This is a genomic window from Yoonia sp. SWMV100, assembly GCF_056108365.1.
Window position 1 is genome coordinate 727,107 of the sequence record NZ_JBWBAQ010000002.1, and the last position, 18,302, is coordinate 745,408.

Genomic DNA, 18,302 nt, shown 5'->3' on the forward strand with positions numbered 1-18,302 from the left:
TCCCGATGATTTCGGCCGCGCTTACCGACGCATTAGCCAGATGGCTGGACCATCAGCGCGCGCTGGCGGGGGCATCAGACAACACGCTCAAAGCCTATCAATCAGACGTGCTTGGGTTTCTGTCTTTCATGACCCAGCACAACGGCGGGCTGCAAGGGTTCGCGCCGATTGCCCAGATCGGCGTGCGCGACATGCGGTCGTGGATGGCCCATGAACGCGGGCGCGGTGTGGGCGCGCGGTCGCTTGCCCGCGCTTTGTCAGCGGTCAAGTCTTTCTATCGCTGGCTGGCCGAACGCGAAGGATTTGAACCGACCGCTGTGCTGTCGACCCGCTCTCCAAAGTTCCAGAAAAAGCTGCCGCGGCCACTGGCCGAAGACGCCGCAAGCGCAATGATCGACATGGTCGAAATGCAAGCCCGCCAACCGTGGGTTGCCGCCCGTGACACCGCCGTAATCACATTGCTTTACGGTTGCGGCCTGCGGATATCCGAAGCACTTAGCCTGAAAGGCGCCGACGCGCCCCTGCCGGGCGTGTTGCGGATCACCGGGAAAGGCGACAAGGACCGTATCGTGCCCGTGATCGACGTCGCGCGCGATGCGGTTGATGCGTATCTGCGGGTCTGTCCCTACCCTAAAGAGCCGCGCGCGCCTCTGTTTCGTGCGATCCGCGGCGGCCCGCTTGCGCCCCGCGCAATTCAAAAAGTGATGGAACAAACCCGGATGCAGATGGGCCTGCCCGCGACCGCAACGCCCCACGCGCTGCGCCATTCCTTTGCGACGCATTTGTTGTCGGCAGGCGGCGACCTGCGCACGATTCAGGAATTGCTTGGCCACGCATCCCTGTCCACAACGCAAGCCTATACCGCGGTAGATTCAGCACGCCTGATGGAAGTTTACGATAAGGCCCACCCGAAAGCGTGACTAACAGATTGCCCAACAGAGCGTTTTACGCAATGAAGCACGCATGACTTTAAAAACCAAAGCCCTCGCTGTTCATCTTCTCACTGCCACCGGTGCCGTTTTCGCGATGCTTGCGATGCTGGCCGCCGTCGAAGAAAAATGGAACCTTATGTTCCTGTGGCTGGTCGTCGCGTTCTTCGTGGATGGAATCGATGGCCCATTGGCCCGGCGATATGATGTCAAAACCAACGCGCCTATCTTTGATGGTGTCCTGCTGGATCTGATCATCGACTACCTGACATATGTCTTTGTGCCCGCTTATGCGCTGTTCAAATCGGGGCTTTTGCCCGGTTGGACCGGTTGGTGTGCGATCATCCTGATCACCTTTACCTCGGCGATGTATTTTGCCGATACACGCATGAAAACCAAGGACAACTCCTTTTCCGGCTTCCCGGGTTGCTGGAACATGCTGGTTTTAGTGATTTTTGCGTTGGAGCCAAATTTTTGGGTTTCATTGGCGCTTGTTGCCAGCCTTGCCATCGCGATGTTCTTGCCGCTGAAGTTCGTGCATCCGGTGCGGACCGAACGGTGGCGAAACGTGACATTGCCTGTCGCTTTGGCTTGGACATTCTTCGCTGGCTGGGCTGCGTGGGTTAAATTTCACCCCGACAGCTTGGCGCATTGGGGGTTGGTCACAACCTCGATCTATCTGCTGTTTGTTGGCGTGACACAGCAGATCATTCCGGCCAGATCATCGCGTTGAACTAACGTTAGGCGAAAATTATTCCCCGTGCTATAAAAGCGTTATTAAATTGACGCTCGCCCGAATTGGGGATTTTTCGATGAAATCACTTTACGCTGCGCAACATTTACGTGCGCCCGCCACTGCCCGCCAATCGCCCAAGCCCACCTCGGCGCTGCAGCGCGTTGCTGACCAAAGCGCCGGAAGCCAATCGCTTGCTGCGTTGCAGCGCATGGCCAATGCCCGACCGCCGTTGCAACGGATGGAAGAGGATGAATTGCAGGGCAAGTTCATTCAGCGCATGGAAGACGAAGAATTGATGCAGGGCAAAGCGATCCAGCGCATGGAAGAGGACGAGCTGCAAGGCAAGTTCATCCAGCGTGCAGAAGCCCCTGCGCCCAAGGCAAACAATACCGGCCTGCCTGACAACCTGAAAGCTGGGATTGAAAACCTGTCTGGCATGTCGATGGACCACGTCAAGGTTCGCCGCAACTCTGACAAACCCGCCACCGTGCAGGCCCACGCCTATGCCCAAGGCAGCAACATCCACCTCGGCCCCGGTCAGGAACAACACCTGCCCCACGAGGCATGGCACGTGGTGCAACAAGCCCAAGGGCGGGTAAAGCCGACGATGCAAATGAAGGGCGTCGCAGTGAATGATGACGTGGGGCTGGAGCAAGAGGCGGATGTAATGGGCGCGAAGGCGTTACAGCGCGTAGCTGACACAGCATTACAAATGCGGGCGATCACGTCATCAGCAAGTTTACTCACATTACAGCGGGTTGTTGACCTCACAGCAAAGCAAAAAAAAAAAATAACGTCTGATGCCCTTACGAAATGGGGCGAAGCCATCGAAACACAATATGGTGCCGAATATGTCGCGGAAACATGTGCAGGATATGTCGAAACTTTAACAGCAGCCTTCAATTCGGCGTCGGAAATTGTAGACTACATCAGCAAACACAAGTTCCGGGATGTCGATAACGGGGTGGGAATCCCATCGAGTTCCAACAGCGCATCCGCAGAACCAGAAAAAGCGCCCGACCCTTACGTTACAGCACGAAAAACCATCGGCAAAAAAACGACGCTTGATGCAAGCAAACTATCAGATAATGATGTCGATCTGATTATGCTTGCCATGGAAGAACTGGGCAGCTGGTCTGCAGCGACCGAACGCTACGTGTTGGCAAAGGAATCGACCCCGCTTGTTTCGAGGCCCGATGCAGGTAGCAGCCTCAGTGATTTGCGCGCGATCAATGGACAGAGCTTTCCCGATGTATTGATGCAAACCATGCTAAACTTCCAAAGCGGTGGCGGCGAAATTCGGCGCTGGGATAATGCAAAGCGCCTATCGGGACACAGAGGTGAGGCCGGAGAAACCGTTGAGTTCAAAGTTTGGGTACAAGACGTCGAGCTTTATGTGCACTACCACCCTTTAGCCGAGATGCCGACCGGCGCGCAAAGCGGCGAGTCAGTGATGCACGTTAAAGGAAGCCGAAGCGCACCTACGCATGCATTTATTAGCGAAATTCAGGCAGCAGACCTTGGCGCCCCGTCATTGGAGGAAATCAGGACCAAGAGCGTCACCATTGTTGACGACTAGGAACAGCATTCAAATCAACAGGCCCGCCGCGCCCTCTAACCGCAACAGCGCAACTTTCGCTTCAATCCCACCCTCGCCAGAATAGCCGCCTAGACCCTGTGCGGCCAACACCCGATGACAGGGGATCAGGACGGCAATCGGATTGGCACCGCAGGCTTGTCCGATGGCTTGGGCGGAAACATTTAGCGATTTGGCTAAGTCTCCATAGGTGCGGGTTTCGCCGTAAGGGATGGCACAAAGCGCTGTGTAGAACCGCTGTTGAAATGCGGACCCGCGTGGCGCGAGCGGCACCGTAAACTGCACCCGCGTCCCGGCGAAATATCCCGCCACCTCTTCGCACAATTGATCAAACAGCGGGCCGTTGGTCAACGACCCTGGCCGCCCCCATACCAACCCGGTCACCGCCCCGTTCACGGCGTCAGCGCCCAGCGCGCCCACAACTGAATGCCCACAAATCAACCCAGCATCCCGATTATCCAACTTCATATCATTAATCCGTCCAACACCTTGGAAAGGTCACACCAAAGACCTAGGTTCTAAACCAAGGAGTTCACTATGCACCATTATTCTCTTCTCGACCTGTCCCCCGTTGCAGAGGGCCAGACCACCGCCGACGCGCTGGCCCATACGGTTGAACTGGCCCAACTGGCAGAACGCAGTGGCTATCACCGCTACTGGCTTGCGGAACACCACAATATGCCGGGCATCGCTTCTGCGGCAACGTCCATTGTGATCGGGCATGTGGCTGGTGCGACAAAAACTATCCGCGTCGGTGCGGGTGGCATCATGCTGCCCAATCACGCGCCGCTGATTGTGGCTGAACAGTTTGGCACCCTTGCCACACTGTACCCTGACCGGATCGATCTTGGGCTTGGCCGTGCGCCGGGTACAGATATGCAGACCGCCGGTGCCCTGCGTCGCCACATGGCCCCCGACGACAGTTTTCCGCAAGACGTGCAGGAACTGTTAAGTTATTTCAGCGACACACCCGGCCCCGTGCAGGCGGTTCCGGGCACAGGCACCCACGTCCCGGTCTGGATCCTCGGGTCTAGTCTCTATGGTGCGCAATTGGCTGCACATCTCGGTCTGCCATATGCATTTGCGTCGCACTTTGCTCCGGCCATGCTTGCGCATGCGATCGATACCTACCGCGCGGCGTTTCGCCCATCGACCTATCTGGACAAGCCCTATGTCATGATGGCCGCGGGCGTTTGCGCGGCTGACACCGACGCAGAGGCCATTTTGCTGAAATCATCGCAGCAGTTGGCCTTTGCGCGGCTGCGCACTGGCAATCCCGGCAAACTGCCCCGCCCTGTCGCGCATATCGCAGATCACGTGCCGCCGCATGTCATGGAAGGCGTGAATGCCGCGCTGGCCTGTTCCGCAACCGGATCGCCCGCGACCGTGCGCACCCAGTTGCAGGAACTGATCACGACCTTCCAACCTGATGAGTTGATCCTGACCGGCATGATCCACGATCACACCGCGCGCCTGCACTCGTTCGAGATTGCGGCGCAGGTGCTGCAGGATCTGACCGCAAAAAGCGCGGCCGCCTAACGCAAACGCAGCCCGTCGATCAGCAGGTCCAGCATCCGGTCCGCATGAGCCGCGCCATCATCATCTTGGGCAACCGCGAGGTTGCCGATGGCGCGGAGCAGGTCATAGGCGTCGATGTCCTGCCGGATGGTCGCGCTTGCTGCCCTGATTAATCCCTGAAGCACAGGTTCAAAGTTTGACCGGAAATAGCCCGGCAGTGCGGCGTAGGCGCTGTCACCACTGTGCAGGGCCGCGGCAAGCCCTTTTTTTGTCCCGATGAACGCCTGAAAGCGTTTAAGCCAAAGCGCCAGCGCCTGCTCTGGCGGATGCTCTGCGGCCAATGCCCCGGCGGCGGCGGCGCAGGCGTCCACCTCGCGCCGGAACACAGCCGCGATCAGGTCCGAGCGTTTCGGGAACCGTCGGTAGAGTGTCGCGACCCCGACCCCCGCCTGCGCCGCAATTTCGCGGACGGGCGCATCGACACCGGATGTGGCAAAGACGGTCTTGGCCGCTTCCAGCACCGCGTCTTCGTTGCGTTGCGCATCGGCGCGGACCTGACGTGGCGCGCCGTCGCTTTCAATTTTCCCTACCATAACAGTCCTTTTCGCCCCCCGGTGGCAAAATCCACCTGGCCCGCACTTGCAATACGGATCACTGTTCCGTATATGATAATCACATTCGGAACATTGATCCATTTAAATTGGATCATCGTTCCGCTTCAGATAATCTCTCGCATGACAAAGTGCAAATCCAAAGGACAGCTCATGAACAACCTTATCGGTCCCGCCGCCCATATCCCCGTGTCGGATCCCGTCACGACCATTGCGATCACGCCCGTGACGATCACCGTCGCCGACCGTGATCTGCCGCTGGAATTACGGATCACCCTGCCCGCCACAGGCATCAACCTTCCGATCATCCTGCTCTCGCATGGGCATGGGCCGTCGCTATATATCCCGTCCAAGGACGGCTATGGCCCGCTGGTCGATTTTTATGCCGCCCACGGATTTGCAGTGATCCAGCCCACCCATGCCAATTCCAAGGTCGCAGGTCTGCCCGCCGACGCCCCCGGCGCGCCGTTTTTCTGGCGCGCGCGGGTGATGGATTTTCAGGCCATCCTCGATCAGCTTGATACGACTATTGCAGAACAACCGCTGCTTGCCGGGCGGCTCGACACCGGCCGGATCGCCGTCATGGGGCATTCGCTGGGCGGTCAGACAGTGGGGATGCTGCTGGGCGCGCGGCTGACAGACATCAAGGACCCCGATGCGCAGAACGTGAGCCTGATTGACCCGCGTATCAAGGTCGGCGTCCTGCTGGCGGCCCCCGGCAAAGGCGGCGACAGCCTAAGCGATTTTGCACGCGAAAATTACACCACCCTGAACCCGGATTTCAGCGGCATGACCACACAAACGCTGGTGGTCGCGGGCGATGCGGACGACAACCCGCATCTAACCAAACGTGGGGCCGCGTGGCACACAGACCCCTTTCACGAAAGCCCCGGCGCGGACCAGATGCTCACGTTGATCGGCGGTAAACACGGTCTGGGCGGGATCGCGGGCTATGACGCGAAAGAGACAGACGACGAAGACCCTGACCGTCTGGAAATCACCCGGCGGATGACATGGTCCTACCTGCGCTCCGCGCTTTATGACGGCGATAGCGCATGGCAAACTGCATGTGATGCGCTGGCTCAGCATGCCAGCGATCATGCCTTTGTTGACAGCAAATAAGCAAAAGGCCCGCCCCTGTTCAGGGCGGGCCAACTTTTAGCTCAGCGCCGCATCACACCGACCACAGACGCCCGAATGGCTGTGGGTGCCGACATCCGGCAAGATTTTCCAACAGCGTTCGCACTTCTCGCCCTCGGCGCGGGCAAAGACCACAGCCACATCTGCCACATCGTCCAGCGTGAACGCATCGGCCGGGGCCGCATCGGTGGTCACTGTGATCCCAGATGTGATGCACAGATCATCAAAGCTGACGGTTTCCAGCACCGATGCCGCATCCGCACTGACATAGACTGTCGGTGCTGCCTCTAATGACGCGCCAATGACCTTTGCTGTCCGCTCGACCTCGAGCGCGCCGGTCACAACACGGCGAACCTTGCGCACGGTTGCCCATTTCGCGGCCAAACCGTCGTCGCGCCAATCCACAGGGGTCGGGTCAAAATCCTGCAAGTGGACAGAACTGTCATCGCCAGGGAACCTTTCCAACCAGACCTCTTCCATCGTAAAGGTCAGCATCGGCGCCAGCCATTTGGTGATCCGGTGGAACAAAATATCCAGCACCGTCCGCGCCGACCGCCGCCGTAGCGTGTCACCGTCGCAATACAGCGCATCTTTACGGATATCAAAATAGAACGCAGATAAGTCGACCGTGGCAAAGGTGAATACCGCCTGAAACACGCCTTGGAAATCGTATTTGGCGTAGCCTTCGGTGACGACCTGATCCAGTTCCGCCAACCGATGCAGCACCCAACGCTCCAACTCGGGCATATCGGGGGCAGGCACGCGGTCAGCCTCGGTGAAATCCGCCAGCGACCCCAGCATATAACGCATCGTATTGCGCAATCTGCGATAGCTGTCGGCGACGCCTTTCAGGATTTCATCCCCGATCCGCAGGTCGGCTGTGTAATCCGACTGCGCCACCCAAAGCCGCAAAATATCTGCGCCATACTGCTGCACCACCTTTTCGGGGGCGACGGTATTGCCGACAGATTTGGACATTTTCATGCCCTTTTCATCCAGCGTGAACCCGTGCGTCAGCACCCCGCGATAAGGCGCATGGCCCATGGTGCCGCAGGCCTGCAACATCGACGAATGGAACCAGCCGCGGTGTTGGTCGGTGCCTTCAAGGTAAAGATCGGCCATGCCGTCTTCGGACCCGTCTTCGCGGTCGCGCAGCACAAAAGCGTGGGTTGATCCGCTGTCGAACCAGACGTCCAGAATGTCGAATACCTGATCGTAGGCGTCATGATCCACGTCATTGCCAAGGAACCGCGCCTTTGCGCCGTCCTTGTACCAGGCATCTGCGCCTTCGGCCTCGAAGGCCTCCAGCACGCGGGCGTTCACCGCCTCACTGCGCAGCAGGAAATCCGGGTCGGTTGGCAGCGCACCTTTTTTGGTGAAACAGGTCAGTGGCACGCCCCATGCGCGTTGCCGCGACAGCACCCAATCCGGGCGCGCCTCGATCATCGCGTGCAGGCGGTTGCGGCCCTTTTGCGGGGTCCATGTCACCAATTCGTCGATTGACCGCAGCGCGCGTTCGCGGATCGTGGTGCCATAGGTATCTTGCCCGTCACCCACGGGGCGGTCAATCGCGGCAAACCATTGCGGCGTGTTGCGGAAAATGATCGGTGCCTTAGAGCGCCAAGAATGCGGATAGCTATGCTTGACCTGCCCGCGCGCAATGATACCGCCCACCTCGACCAGTTTACTGATCACCGCGGTGTTCGCTTTGCCTTCTTTACCTTTGCGGTCAAAGACTTGCAGCCCCGCAAAGAACGGCACATGCGGCAGGAACTCGGATTCTTCGCCGACGTTGTGGGTCATACGGTCCAACCAATTACGCTTCATAAAGCATTCATAGTCGTCAGCACCGTGGGACGGCGCCGTATGCACAAAACCTGTACCGGCATCGTCGGTCACATGGTCCCCGTCAATCATGGGCACGTCATAGTCCCAGAAACCGTCAGCGCCTTCCAGACCTGCGAAGGGGTGTTTCGCAACAAGGACGCCCAATTCTTCGGGTGTCACATCACGCAAACGCGTAAATTCAGTCGCACGTGATTTGGTCAACGCATCCTCTGCCAATGCATCCGCAAAAAGGTAAAGATCGCCAGGATTGGTCCAGCTTTCTTCTTGGGTCGCATCAACGCGGTAAAGGCCATAAGCAAGCTTGGGATTATAGGCCACAGCCTTGTTTGACGGGATGGTCCACGGCGTTGTCGTCCAGATCACAACCCGCGCATCAGCGAGATCACCAGCCGCGTCTTGAAACGCAAAAGGCACCCAGATCGTGTGCGACTTGTGATCGTGATACTCGATCTCGGCTTCGGCCAATGCGGTCTTTTCCACGGGCGACCACATCACGGGCTTGGACCCTTGATAAAGCGTGCCGTTCATCAGGAATTTTTGGAATTCCGCCGCGATCACCCGTTCGGCGTGGAAATTCATCGTCAGGTACGGATCATCCCAGTTGCCTTGCACGCCAAGGCGTTTGAATTCCTCGCGCTGGATATCGACCCAGCCTTCGGCAAACTTGCGGCATTCCTGACGGAAATCCACAACAGGCACGTCGTCCTTGTTCTGACCTTTATTGCGGTATTGTTCTTCGATCTTCCATTCAATCGGCAGACCGTGGCAGTCCCAGCCCGGCACATAACGCGCATCGCGGCCCATCATTTGCTGGGACCGCACAACCATATCCTTGAGGATCTTGTTCAGCGCGTGGCCGATATGCAGATGCCCGTTCGCATAAGGCGGGCCGTCATGCAGCGTGAACGGTTTGCGTCCTGCGGCCTTGGCGCGCAGTTTTTCATAAACGCCGATCTGCGCCCAGCGGGCCAACCAATCGGGTTCGCGTTTCGGCAATCCAGCCCGCATCGGGAAATCGGTACGTGGCAGGTTCAGGGTGTCTTTATAGTCGGTGGTCTCGGCGCACATCAAAAGCGTCCTTTGAAATCAGGAAATCATAGGGGTAAGGAGCGGTGCGCACACGCAGACACCTTTTCCCGGTCGGCTTGACGTTCAAGCCGCCGGGCAAATAATGCGTATGATCATCATGCTCAACATCAAGCGCGCTTATAGAACGGCGCTACGCAAGCGTAAAGCCTTTCCCATCCTCTTCTTGTTTCGCACAGTGACGCCTGCCACAGGCGGGCTGCCGTCACGTCAGTTGCCCACTTGTCAGATGAAATCCGATCTGCTATCCGCCGGTCCCATGACACAAATGATGAAGAAAACCATGACCAAGATGACCACCGCGATGGCGGGGGAATGTTTGGTATGGGTTCATCGCAAGTAACCTGACCGAAACAAAAACCCCGCCGGATTGGACGGGGTTTTGTTTTTTAAGGCCCCGTCTTCCGAAAATAAAAGGAAGACACATATGAACGCCCCCCTGAATGCCGCCCCGCAACCCGCCCCTGTTGTCGCCATTGTTGGCGCGACGGGCGCTGTGGGCATCGAACTGATCCACAGTCTGGAACGGCGCAATTTCCCGATTGGTGAATTGCGCCTGCTGGCCTCGGCGCGTTCTGCCGGACGTACGCTGCGGTTTCAGGGCGCGTCGGTCGCGGTTGAAGAACTGACCGACGACAGCTTTGCCGGTGTCGACATCGCATTTTTTTCAGCGGGGGCAACGATTTCCAAACGCTTTGCGCCGTTGGCGGTGGCCGAAGGGGCGCAAGTGATCGACAATTCCTCGGCCTTTCGGATGCAAGACGATGTGCCATTGGTGGTCCCCGAAGCAAACGGTCGGATTTTGGCCAGTGCCCCCGGCATCATCGCCAACCCGAATTGTATTGCTGCCATTTTGACAACAGCGCTTGCGCCGCTTCATCAACGCTGGTCGATCACGCGGCTGTCGATGTCCACCTATCAGGCCGCCTCCGGCGGTGGTGCCGCCATGATGGAAGAACTGCGCGACAGCACCCGCGCCCATCTGGAAGGGTACGATTTCAAACCCAAGGTCTTGCCGCATTCCTATGCCTTCAACATCTTCAGCCATAATTCGGACGTCGATCCCGATACGGGCTATAACGGCGAAGAGCTAAAGGTGATCGCAGAGACACGGCGCATCCTTGATCTGCCCGCGCTGCCAATCAACGTGACCTGCATCCGGGTGCCGATCCTGCGCGCGCATGGCATTGCCCTGACCATCCGGTTTGGCGATCACGTCAATGTGGACAGCATCCGCAACGCTTTGACCGACGCACCCGGCGTGCGCTTGGTTGATGACCGCGTGGCGAACCACTTTCCGATGCCCGTCGAGGCCTCTGGCGAAGAGGACGTGCTGGTGGGGCGCATCCGGAACGACCTTGGCGATCCGTCCGGGCGCAGTGTCACGATGTTTATTGTCGGTGATCAACTGCTGAAAGGGGCCGCGCAAAACGCCGTCCAGATCGCAGAGTTGCTGCGCGAAAACGCGGCCGCCTAGCGGCAGTACGACCCGCTGCGATATCGCGCGGTATCAAAGTGGAAGTGATCGCGGTGAAATGCATTTGCTTCGGGGCCAAGCACGGTCCCGAAGGGACCACATGCGGCGCGCCACATCTGCCGTAACTGCGCCCCATCCGCGGCACTGCCCCAATCGGAAAGCACAGTGATTTCTGTTCCGTCCTCAAGACCAATGCCTGCAATATCAATTGCCCGCCCAGTGGCGTGTTCCGATAATCTGCCCCCGCTTGCATTGTTCCGGTTGCGGCAGGCGTAGTGCGATACGATCCGCAAGCTGTCAACACCGCCGCCCTCGCTGCCCACTGCGGGAATTGCACCCTGTAACACCCAGTGCTTGAGTGCTGTTGCGGTACGACAGTCCATTGTTGCGTTTGGTTCCAATGTGACACCGGCGACGGACCGGATCCGCACGGCGGCGTCGATACCGCAGTCGCCCGGCCCCTCTATCAGACCAATTTCCGCGCCCTGTAGGGCGACATCACCACAAACCTGACCACGCAGCCGCGCCGCACGGCGGGCATCGGCCGCAGCCTCGATCGACTTTGGGCGCAGCACAGGATGCAGCGACCTTGCGACAGCATGGGCACTGATCGCAAACATACCAATTTCCGCACGAAACATCGGGCGCGTCTGCTCACCGATCACCATATCCGACCGTTCGTATGGCCGAACGACCGGACGCAAAGCTGGCGCAGCCACATGACTTTCGCGCGAGACGGGGCGCAGTATTGGCGCGTCAGGTTGGGCGGTCAGTGCCGATGCCCATAGCGCCACAAAAATTATGGCGATCCGGATCACTCCGACTTTGCCTTGCTGCGTCCAAAATCGGGCGCGTCTGTATCTTGACCGGCTTCGATAATCGAACGACGGATGCCTCTGGTACGGGTGAAGTATTCGAACAAATGCTCTCCGTCTCCTTGGCGGATGGCGCGCTGCAACGCAAAGAGCTCTTCGGTGAATCGACCCAAAATCTCGAGCGTCGCGTCCTTGTTGTTCAAGAAGACGTCGCGCCACATCGTAGGGTCAGATGCCGCAATGCGGGTAAAATCGCGAAAACCCGCCGCAGAATATTTGATGACCTCACTATCGGTGACGCGGCTTAAGTCATCAGCGACCCCCACCATCGTATACGCGATCAAATGTGGTGTGTGGCTGGTCACGGCCAATACCAAGTCGTGGTGGTCAGCGTCCATTTCATCGACCTTGCTGCCGATCCCACGCCATAAGTCCGCCAAACGATCAATCGCGGCACGTGGGGTGCCTTCTACCGGAACCAGAATACAAAAGCGGTTATCAAAAAGCTCTGCGAAGCCCGATGTCGGCCCTGAATGTTCCGTCCCCGCCAAGGGGTGCGCGGGAATGAAATGGACACCCGTCGGAATATGCGGTGCCACCTCATCAATCACCGTGCGCTTGACCGAACCGACGTCGCTGACGGTCGCGCCCGGCTTGAGTACCTGTTCAATTTCAGCAGCAACCGCCGCCATTGCGCCAACGGGAACGCATAGCACAACAAGATCGGCATCGGTCGCGGCCTCGGCAGCGCTATCGTACACCGTGTCACACAGCCCAATGTCGCGGGCGATCTGGCGGGTTTGCGCAGAGCGCGCATAACCCACGATTTCGCCTGCCAACCCTGCGCGCCGCATTGCGTGACACATCGACGATGCAATCAGCCCAAGCCCAATGAGCGCGACACGGTTGTAGATTGGCGCCATCAAATAGCCCCCTTGAATTGGGCCACCGTGTGCACGACCCGACGACACGCGCTTTCATCGCCCACCGTAATGCGCAGGCAATTGGGCAGCTTATATCCTGCGACTTGCCGCACAATAATTCCAGCGGCGCGCAACGCCGCATCACACGCCTGCGCCTCGGTTTGGTCAGCAAAGCGGGCAAGCACGAAATTTGCCGTCGACGTATCAGACGGCACCCCCAGTTCGGCCAATGCGGTTGCCAGCCATTCACGCCGTTTCGCGTTTTCGACACGGCATTTTTCGGTGTAGTCAGTGTCGCGCACAGCCGCCTCTGCGGCGGCAAGCGCCGCAGTAGACAGGTTAAACGGCCCGCGAATGCGGTTCATCACATCGATGACCGCAGCCGGTCCGTAACCCCAACCGATCCGCAAGCCACCAAGGCCGTAGATCTTAGAAAACGTGCGCGTCATGACGACGTTTTCACGCGCTTCAATCAACGCGAGCCCAGCATCATAGCCTTCGACATATTCTGCGTAGGCACCATCAAGAACCAGCAGCGCACCTGCGGGGATACCGTCGGCCAGCCGCGCCAGTTCGGCCGCGCCAATCATGGTGCCGGTGGGGTTATTCGGGTTGGCAATGAACACGAGTTTTGTGCGCGCCGTACACGCCGCCAGAATCGCGTCGACATCGGTGACCCGCTCGCGTTCGGCAACTTCGACTGGTGTGCCACCGGCGGCCAAAGTGGCAATGCGGTACATCGCAAAACCATGTTCGGTGTGGATTACCTCGTCGCCTTGGCCAACGTAGCACTGGCACAGAAAATGCAGAATCTCATCAGACCCGACGCCGCAAATCACCCGGGCCGGATCAACGCCCCAGACATCGCCAATGGCCGTCCGCAACTCCAGATGATCAGACGACGGGTAGCGGTGAAGCTGGTGAACGGCGCGCGCAAAGGCTTCCTTTGCAGCATCGCTCGGGCCAAGCGGGTTTTCGTTCGACGACAGCTTAAGCACATTGCTCATGCCATCAAGATGCGCAACGCCGCCTTCGTATAGCGCAATATCCAAAATGCCCGGTTGCGGTTGAATCCCGTCAGCCATCTATGCCACCCCTTATACAGTCGCCTGTTTCTAGCGTCATGCTGCATGACTGACCAGAGACAAGCGCGCAGTGACATCGTCAGAGTGAACTTTTCGCTGCGGGTTTTAGCCGATAACCTCGACGGACAGGACCGTGGGCAAGTGCCGTGCAATTTCTGACCACGTGGTGCCCGCGTCAATGCTGGCAAAGATCGACCCACTGTTCGTGCCAAAATAAACCCCCGCCGGATCGTGCGTATCACCCGCCATCGCCTGTCTTAATACCGTAAAAAAGCAATTGGTTTGCGGCAGCCCTTTGCGCATCGCGGACCAACTTTGCCCACCGTCTTGCGATCTCCAGATTGCAGCTGCCGCATCAGGCGGATATCGCCCGTCGCTATCGCCATTCAGTGGCAACGTCCAAATCGTGTCGGGATCGCGCGGGTGAACCTGAATCGGAAAGCCAAAGGTCGATGGCAAACCTGCCGTAATATCATGCCAGCTGCGTCCACCGTCGTTTGATCGCCATACGCCATGGTGGTTTTGTTGATACATGCGATCACCGTCGCCCGGAGCGCGCGCCATATTATGCACACAGTGGCCAATTTCTCCGCCTTGGGGCCCGGCAGGATGATGATGATCACAGGCATCGTCGTTAGACAGCCGGTTGCGTCGTTCCCACGTTGCGCCACCGTCTTCTGTGGCGAAGACACCCGCAGCCGAGATTCCAACCCAAAGTTTACCGTTCTGCGCGGGATCCGACAGGATCGTGTGTAACACCAGACCGGCGCCGCCCGGGTTCCAACTCCCTGAGGACGGGTGATTGGTCAGCCCGTCAACCTTCGCCCAAGTTGCGCCAAAATCACGGCTCGCCAAAAGCGCGGCAGGTTTGGCGCCTGCGTACAGGACGCCATCCGCAAAATGCAGCGACCAAATGCTAGAGAACGCGTCGTCGAACGGAACAGAGACATCCTGCCAGCCGATCATCGCCGCGAAACCAGCGTCATTGGACGCCCATTCATCCATCTTTCCTTTGCTGATCTTGGTCAGCGTCCAGGTCTGGCCCGAATCACGCGATGCCCAGACACCCGCACCTTGCCAGTCCCCACCACCTGCCGCCCAGATCATCCCTAATTCGGGGCTGGCGATCACATGATTAATCGGCCAACCGCCGCAATGTGGTCCAGAAACTGTCCACTCTGCACGGTTGTTGTCCGCAGCAATCAGAAATGCCCCTTTTGTCGTGCCGACCAGTATGCTGACGTCAGAACCTGCCATTTCCACCTCCCGCAGACAAAGCTGGTCGATTGTACCACGGGTGTGATGTTCCCATAACTATTTTTCATGGCCGCCACGGGCTGTTTTCCGGCGTCACGCATAAAAAAAGGCCGCGCAATAGTGCGCGGCCTTCCGTAAGCATATCCAGAACCGATTAGTTCTTGGCGTAGAATTCGACGACCAGATTTGGTTCCATCGTGACAGGATAAGGCACGTCACCCAAAGTTGGTGTGCGCACGAATGTCGCAACCATTTTAGAGTGATCAACTTCCATATAGTCAGGAACGTCGCGTTCAGCCAATTGCGCTGCAACCAGAACGATTTCCAACTGCTTGGATTTCTGACGCACTTCGATCACGTCGCCTTCTTTTACACGGTAGGAAGGAATGTTTACTTTTTGGCCGTTCACGGTCACGTGGCCGTGGTTTACGAACTGACGCGCAGCAAACACTGTTGGCACGAATTTCGCACGGTAAACAACAGCATCCAAACGGCGCTCCAGCAGACCAATCAGGTTTTCGCCTGTATCGCCTTTAACGCGTTCAGCTTCTGTATAGATGCGGCGGAACTGTTTTTCGGTCAGGTCGCCGTAGTAACCCTTCAGCTTTTGCTTTGCGCGCAGCTGGATACCAAAGTCGGACAGTTTGCCTTTACGGCGCTGACCGTGCTGGCCGGGGCCATATTCGCGACGGTTGACTGGTGACTTTGGACGGCCCCAGATGTTTTCGCCCATCCGGCGGTCAATTTTGTACTTGGCAGCGGTACGTTTAGTCATACGCTGATCTCCTTCTTTATGTTGCGAAGGGCGTTGTCCTTTTTCCCGGATTTTGCCGGGACGACAGGGTTCCTCTTGCGAGGTCCACCAACACCAATGAATGCGGGGCTTATAGACCCGATCTGGCGGGTGTCAACGTGAAAACGCGGTGGTGACGCGCCGGAGGTTACGAACCCCGCAAAGCACGCTTTGCACATCAATCACATGCACATCTTGAAAGATCGCCATGGTGGCAGGCGGCACGCGTGATCAGGTATGTCATGCATATGGCGCGCAATGCCATGGCGATGAAACTTCGCACTTGCGATCACCCCCGCAAACTCCGATCAACATCGCATGGATGAATCAGATAACGCGCCGCGCCTTTTCCACTTTGCTGCTGCCTTTGGCGCGGGCGGCCTGCTGACGCTGATGGTTTTGTGCAACGGAACGCTGGCAGCATATGGGTCGCTTGTGTTTTCGTCGTGGATACCGCACCTGACAGGTTCGGCCGTTGCTCTTGCGCTATTGATGGTTCTGCGTCCCAATCGGGCGAAATCAACCAGACCACCGCTATGGGCCTACTTGGGGGGCGTGTCTGGGGGCCTGACCGTCATGTTAACCTCCGCCACCATGAATACCGCCTTAGCCCTTTCAGGAACCATCGCGCTTGGCTTGGCGGGACAGGTGTTTTTCAGCGTATTCGCCGATATGCGCGGCCTATTCGGGCTACCGCAGCGCATGCCGAACAGTCGCGATTTTGTGTCGTTGGCACTGATCATTGCAGGCAGCCTTACGCTCATCTTTTGGGGTGGAAAACCGTGATCGTTTATGCGGCACTTGCCCTTTTGGCCGGGGCGCTGGTTGGCCTCAGCCGCCAGATCAACGGGAGGCTGGCACTGTCGACATCCGCGATAGAGTCGTCATTTTGGAACCATTTCATCGGCCTTGCGTTCATCACCTGTGTCGCAATGATCATTGGAGGACTATTTGCCGGATCACCCCAATCCGCACCGTGGTGGGCATATTTCGGCGGGCCGATCGGCGTCATCTTTATTGCAGCGGGCAGTTGGCTCATTCCGCGTATCGGGGCCGCGCATACCGCGCTATTGATCATTGCCGGACAAATGATTTCCGGTGTTGTTCTGGATATCGCCAACGGCGCGCCCGGAAATACCTTTGCGCGCGTGGCTGGGGTTGCGTTGATCATGGCGGGAATGTGGGTGTCGCGTGGCGGCAAAAAATAAGCGTCGCGTCACGAAGGGGAACCCGCGTTACTTTGCCCTACCCTGCTGCAACAAACTATGACCATGGTGCTTGGTAAATTCGGGAATACTTCATGCGTTTCGATCTGAACATCTCACTTCAATACCAGCTATTTCAACCGACAGATCTGTTGCTACAGATCGAGGCGGCACATTTGCCCGACCAACAGGTCCAGCATGCCAACATCAATGTGATCAACCCGATATTGTTTGAACGCGTGCCGGGCAATGACGGCATAGGCGAACGTATCTGGGTCAGATGTGATGGCGTTTTTGACTGCTACTACCGTGCGCGCGTCGATGTGGATCGTCATGCCGAAGATATTTCGCAGCTTGCGTCGATCGCGCCACATAAACTGCCCGCCGACACACTGCGCTATCTGATGCCGTCCAGGTTTTGCCCCGCAGATCGGTTTCAGCCACTTGTCTCGGTCGATTTCGGGAATGTTCAGGGCGGCGCGCTGGTGGCGAAGATGCGGGACTGGATATTCAGAAACATCCAATACGTGTCGGGCTCTAGCGGTCCGCAAACCACCGCGCTTGACACCTATATGCAGCGCCAAGGCGTTTGCCGCGACTTTGCACACCTGTTGATTTGTCTCGTGCGTGCTGCAGCGATCCCTGCGCGGTTCGCAAGCGTTTACGCGCCGGGCGTCACCCCACAAGATTTCCACGCCGTCGCCGAAGTATACCTTGAGGGCGGGTGGCATTTGGTCGACGCGACCGGAATGGCCACCGCTGATACAATTGCCCGCATTGGCGTGGGGTTAGACGCCGCTGACACGTCATTCCTCAGCGGGTTTGGCGCCATGGGTTTGATGCAGCAAACTGTCGATGTGACGATCGTCGACGGCTGACTAACTTTGATATATCTGTCATAGTTGTAATTCCAGCGAAAATTCGCCGACGTGAAAACCGTTCATGGACATTGTTCAAATTTTCAATGATAGAGCGGTGTTCGCAACGCAAATAGGAAAAACCTAGAATGAACAACGTATTAAAGATCTCCGCTGCTGTCGCATTTGCTGCGTTTGCAACAACAGCATCTGCCGAATGCACCGAAGAATCGATGCAGGCAAAAGCAATGGAGATTTCCAACGGCCTGCAAGCTCTGGCTGCAACGAACCCAGAACTTTTGATGGAAATCTCGACAGACCTGCAAACAACTATGGCCGCATCCGCAGAAGCGGAAAACATGGACGCCATTTGCGCGTTTTTGGACGAAACCACCGCCAAAATGGCCGAATAAGCCGCGCCTGTT

The 18,302-nt window shown here is 57.8% G+C and carries 19 protein-coding genes; 11 read left to right on the top strand and 8 right to left on the bottom strand.

Going from position 1 to position 18,302, the window contains the following annotated elements:
* The first annotated feature begins 5 nt into the window (after window positions 1-5).
* The 3 genes from ACXJGX_RS03720 to ACXJGX_RS03730 all read left to right on the top strand — a co-directional run bounded on the left by ACXJGX_RS03720 (window position 6) and on the right by ACXJGX_RS03730 (window position 3,244).
* Window positions 6-920 carry a tyrosine recombinase XerC gene (locus ACXJGX_RS03720; protein WP_474778786.1) on the top strand — a complete coding sequence of 305 codons (915 nt, stop codon included), beginning with the start codon at window positions 6-8 and terminating at the stop codon, window positions 918-920.
* 43 nt (window positions 921-963) lie between these two features.
* A complete protein-coding gene (locus ACXJGX_RS03725; RefSeq protein WP_474778787.1) occupies window positions 964-1,662 on the top strand; it encodes a CDP-alcohol phosphatidyltransferase family protein in 699 nt (232 codons plus the stop codon).
* 241 nt (window positions 1,663-1,903) lie between these two features.
* On the top strand, window positions 1,904-3,244 hold the full coding sequence (locus tag ACXJGX_RS03730) for an eCIS core domain-containing protein (RefSeq protein WP_474778788.1): 1,341 nt from the start codon (window positions 1,904-1,906) through the stop codon (window positions 3,242-3,244).
* A 9-nt stretch (window positions 3,245-3,253) separates the two neighbouring features.
* Here the strand turns inward: ACXJGX_RS03730 and ACXJGX_RS03735 are convergent, their stop codons facing one another.
* Complete coding sequence (locus tag ACXJGX_RS03735; protein ID WP_474778789.1) at window positions 3,254-3,730, bottom strand: methylated-DNA--[protein]-cysteine S-methyltransferase; 477 nt, start codon at window positions 3,728-3,730, stop codon at window positions 3,254-3,256.
* 69 nt (window positions 3,731-3,799) lie between these two features.
* Between ACXJGX_RS03735 and ACXJGX_RS03740 the strand changes: the two genes are divergently transcribed.
* Entirely contained in the window at window positions 3,800-4,801 is a 1,002-nt protein-coding gene (locus ACXJGX_RS03740) for an LLM class flavin-dependent oxidoreductase (RefSeq protein WP_474778790.1), read from the top strand.
* On the opposite strand, the gene ACXJGX_RS03745 is transcribed toward ACXJGX_RS03740, so the two are convergent.
* Window positions 4,798-5,373 (bottom strand): TetR/AcrR family transcriptional regulator, encoded by a 576-nt coding sequence (locus ACXJGX_RS03745; RefSeq protein WP_474778791.1) that lies wholly within the window; start codon window positions 5,371-5,373, stop codon window positions 4,798-4,800. The genes ACXJGX_RS03740 and ACXJGX_RS03745 overlap by 4 nt on opposite strands.
* Window positions 5,374-5,544: 171 nt before the next feature.
* Between ACXJGX_RS03745 and ACXJGX_RS03750 the strand changes: the two genes are divergently transcribed.
* Window positions 5,545-6,513: an alpha/beta hydrolase family protein gene (locus ACXJGX_RS03750; RefSeq protein WP_474778792.1), complete on the top strand. Its 969-nt coding sequence runs from the start codon at window positions 5,545-5,547 to the stop codon at window positions 6,511-6,513.
* Window positions 6,514-6,549: 36 nt separating this feature from the next.
* On the opposite strand, the gene ileS is transcribed toward ACXJGX_RS03750, so the two are convergent.
* Window positions 6,550-9,447, bottom strand: a complete 2,898-nt coding sequence (ileS, locus tag ACXJGX_RS03755) for an isoleucine--tRNA ligase (protein WP_474778793.1) — start codon at window positions 9,445-9,447, stop codon at window positions 6,550-6,552.
* Between the two features lie 103 nt (window positions 9,448-9,550).
* Between ileS and ACXJGX_RS03760 the strand changes: the two genes are divergently transcribed.
* Together ACXJGX_RS03760 and ACXJGX_RS03765 are read left to right on the top strand one after the other, a co-directional pair.
* The gene (locus ACXJGX_RS03760; protein WP_474778794.1) at window positions 9,551-9,808 is read left to right on the top strand and encodes a hypothetical protein; all 258 of its coding nucleotides are present in this window, start codon (window positions 9,551-9,553) and stop codon (window positions 9,806-9,808) included.
* Window positions 9,809-9,892: 84 nt separating this feature from the next.
* Window positions 9,893-10,942: an aspartate-semialdehyde dehydrogenase gene (locus tag ACXJGX_RS03765; RefSeq protein ID WP_474778795.1), complete on the top strand. Its 1,050-nt coding sequence runs from the start codon at window positions 9,893-9,895 to the stop codon at window positions 10,940-10,942.
* On the opposite strand, the gene ACXJGX_RS03770 is transcribed toward ACXJGX_RS03765, so the two are convergent.
* From ACXJGX_RS03770 to rpsD, 5 genes are all read right to left on the bottom strand, one after another.
* Window positions 10,939-11,760, bottom strand: coding sequence for an extensin-like domain-containing protein (locus tag ACXJGX_RS03770; protein ID WP_474778796.1), 822 nt, complete (start codon window positions 11,758-11,760; stop codon window positions 10,939-10,941). The two genes, ACXJGX_RS03765 and ACXJGX_RS03770, sit on opposite strands and share 4 nt — an antisense overlap.
* Entirely contained in the window at window positions 11,757-12,680 is a 924-nt protein-coding gene (locus tag ACXJGX_RS03775; protein ID WP_474778797.1) for a prephenate/arogenate dehydrogenase family protein, read from the bottom strand. Before ACXJGX_RS03775 ends, ACXJGX_RS03770 begins: the two co-directional genes overlap by 4 nt.
* The gene (hisC, locus tag ACXJGX_RS03780) at window positions 12,680-13,765 is read right to left on the bottom strand and encodes a histidinol-phosphate transaminase (RefSeq protein ID WP_474778798.1); all 1,086 of its coding nucleotides are present in this window, start codon (window positions 13,763-13,765) and stop codon (window positions 12,680-12,682) included. The genes ACXJGX_RS03775 and hisC overlap by 1 nt, the downstream gene beginning before the upstream one ends.
* 105 nt (window positions 13,766-13,870) lie before the next feature.
* Complete coding sequence (locus ACXJGX_RS03785) at window positions 13,871-15,022, bottom strand: WD40/YVTN/BNR-like repeat-containing protein (RefSeq protein ID WP_474778799.1); 1,152 nt, start codon at window positions 15,020-15,022, stop codon at window positions 13,871-13,873.
* A gap of 154 nt (window positions 15,023-15,176) precedes the next feature.
* Window positions 15,177-15,797: a 30S ribosomal protein S4 gene (gene rpsD, locus ACXJGX_RS03790; protein ID WP_474778800.1), complete on the bottom strand. Its 621-nt coding sequence runs from the start codon at window positions 15,795-15,797 to the stop codon at window positions 15,177-15,179.
* A 336-nt stretch (window positions 15,798-16,133) separates the two neighbouring features.
* Here rpsD and ACXJGX_RS03795 point away from each other — a divergent pair, with 336 nt between their 5' ends.
* The 4 genes from ACXJGX_RS03795 (at window position 16,134) to ACXJGX_RS03810 (ending at window position 18,290) form a co-directional block, all read left to right on the top strand.
* Window positions 16,134-16,601: a DMT family transporter gene (locus ACXJGX_RS03795; RefSeq protein WP_474778801.1), complete on the top strand. Its 468-nt coding sequence runs from the start codon at window positions 16,134-16,136 to the stop codon at window positions 16,599-16,601.
* The gene (locus ACXJGX_RS03800) at window positions 16,598-17,023 is read left to right on the top strand and encodes a DMT family transporter (protein WP_474778802.1); all 426 of its coding nucleotides are present in this window, start codon (window positions 16,598-16,600) and stop codon (window positions 17,021-17,023) included. The genes ACXJGX_RS03795 and ACXJGX_RS03800 overlap by 4 nt, the downstream gene beginning before the upstream one ends.
* A 92-nt stretch (window positions 17,024-17,115) precedes the next feature.
* Window positions 17,116-17,898, top strand: a complete 783-nt coding sequence (locus ACXJGX_RS03805; protein ID WP_474778803.1) for a transglutaminase-like domain-containing protein — start codon at window positions 17,116-17,118, stop codon at window positions 17,896-17,898.
* Window positions 17,899-18,026: 128 nt separating this feature from the next.
* On the top strand, window positions 18,027-18,290 hold the full coding sequence (locus tag ACXJGX_RS03810) for a hypothetical protein (RefSeq protein ID WP_474778804.1): 264 nt from the start codon (window positions 18,027-18,029) through the stop codon (window positions 18,288-18,290).
* Window positions 18,291-18,302 lie beyond the last annotated feature (12 nt).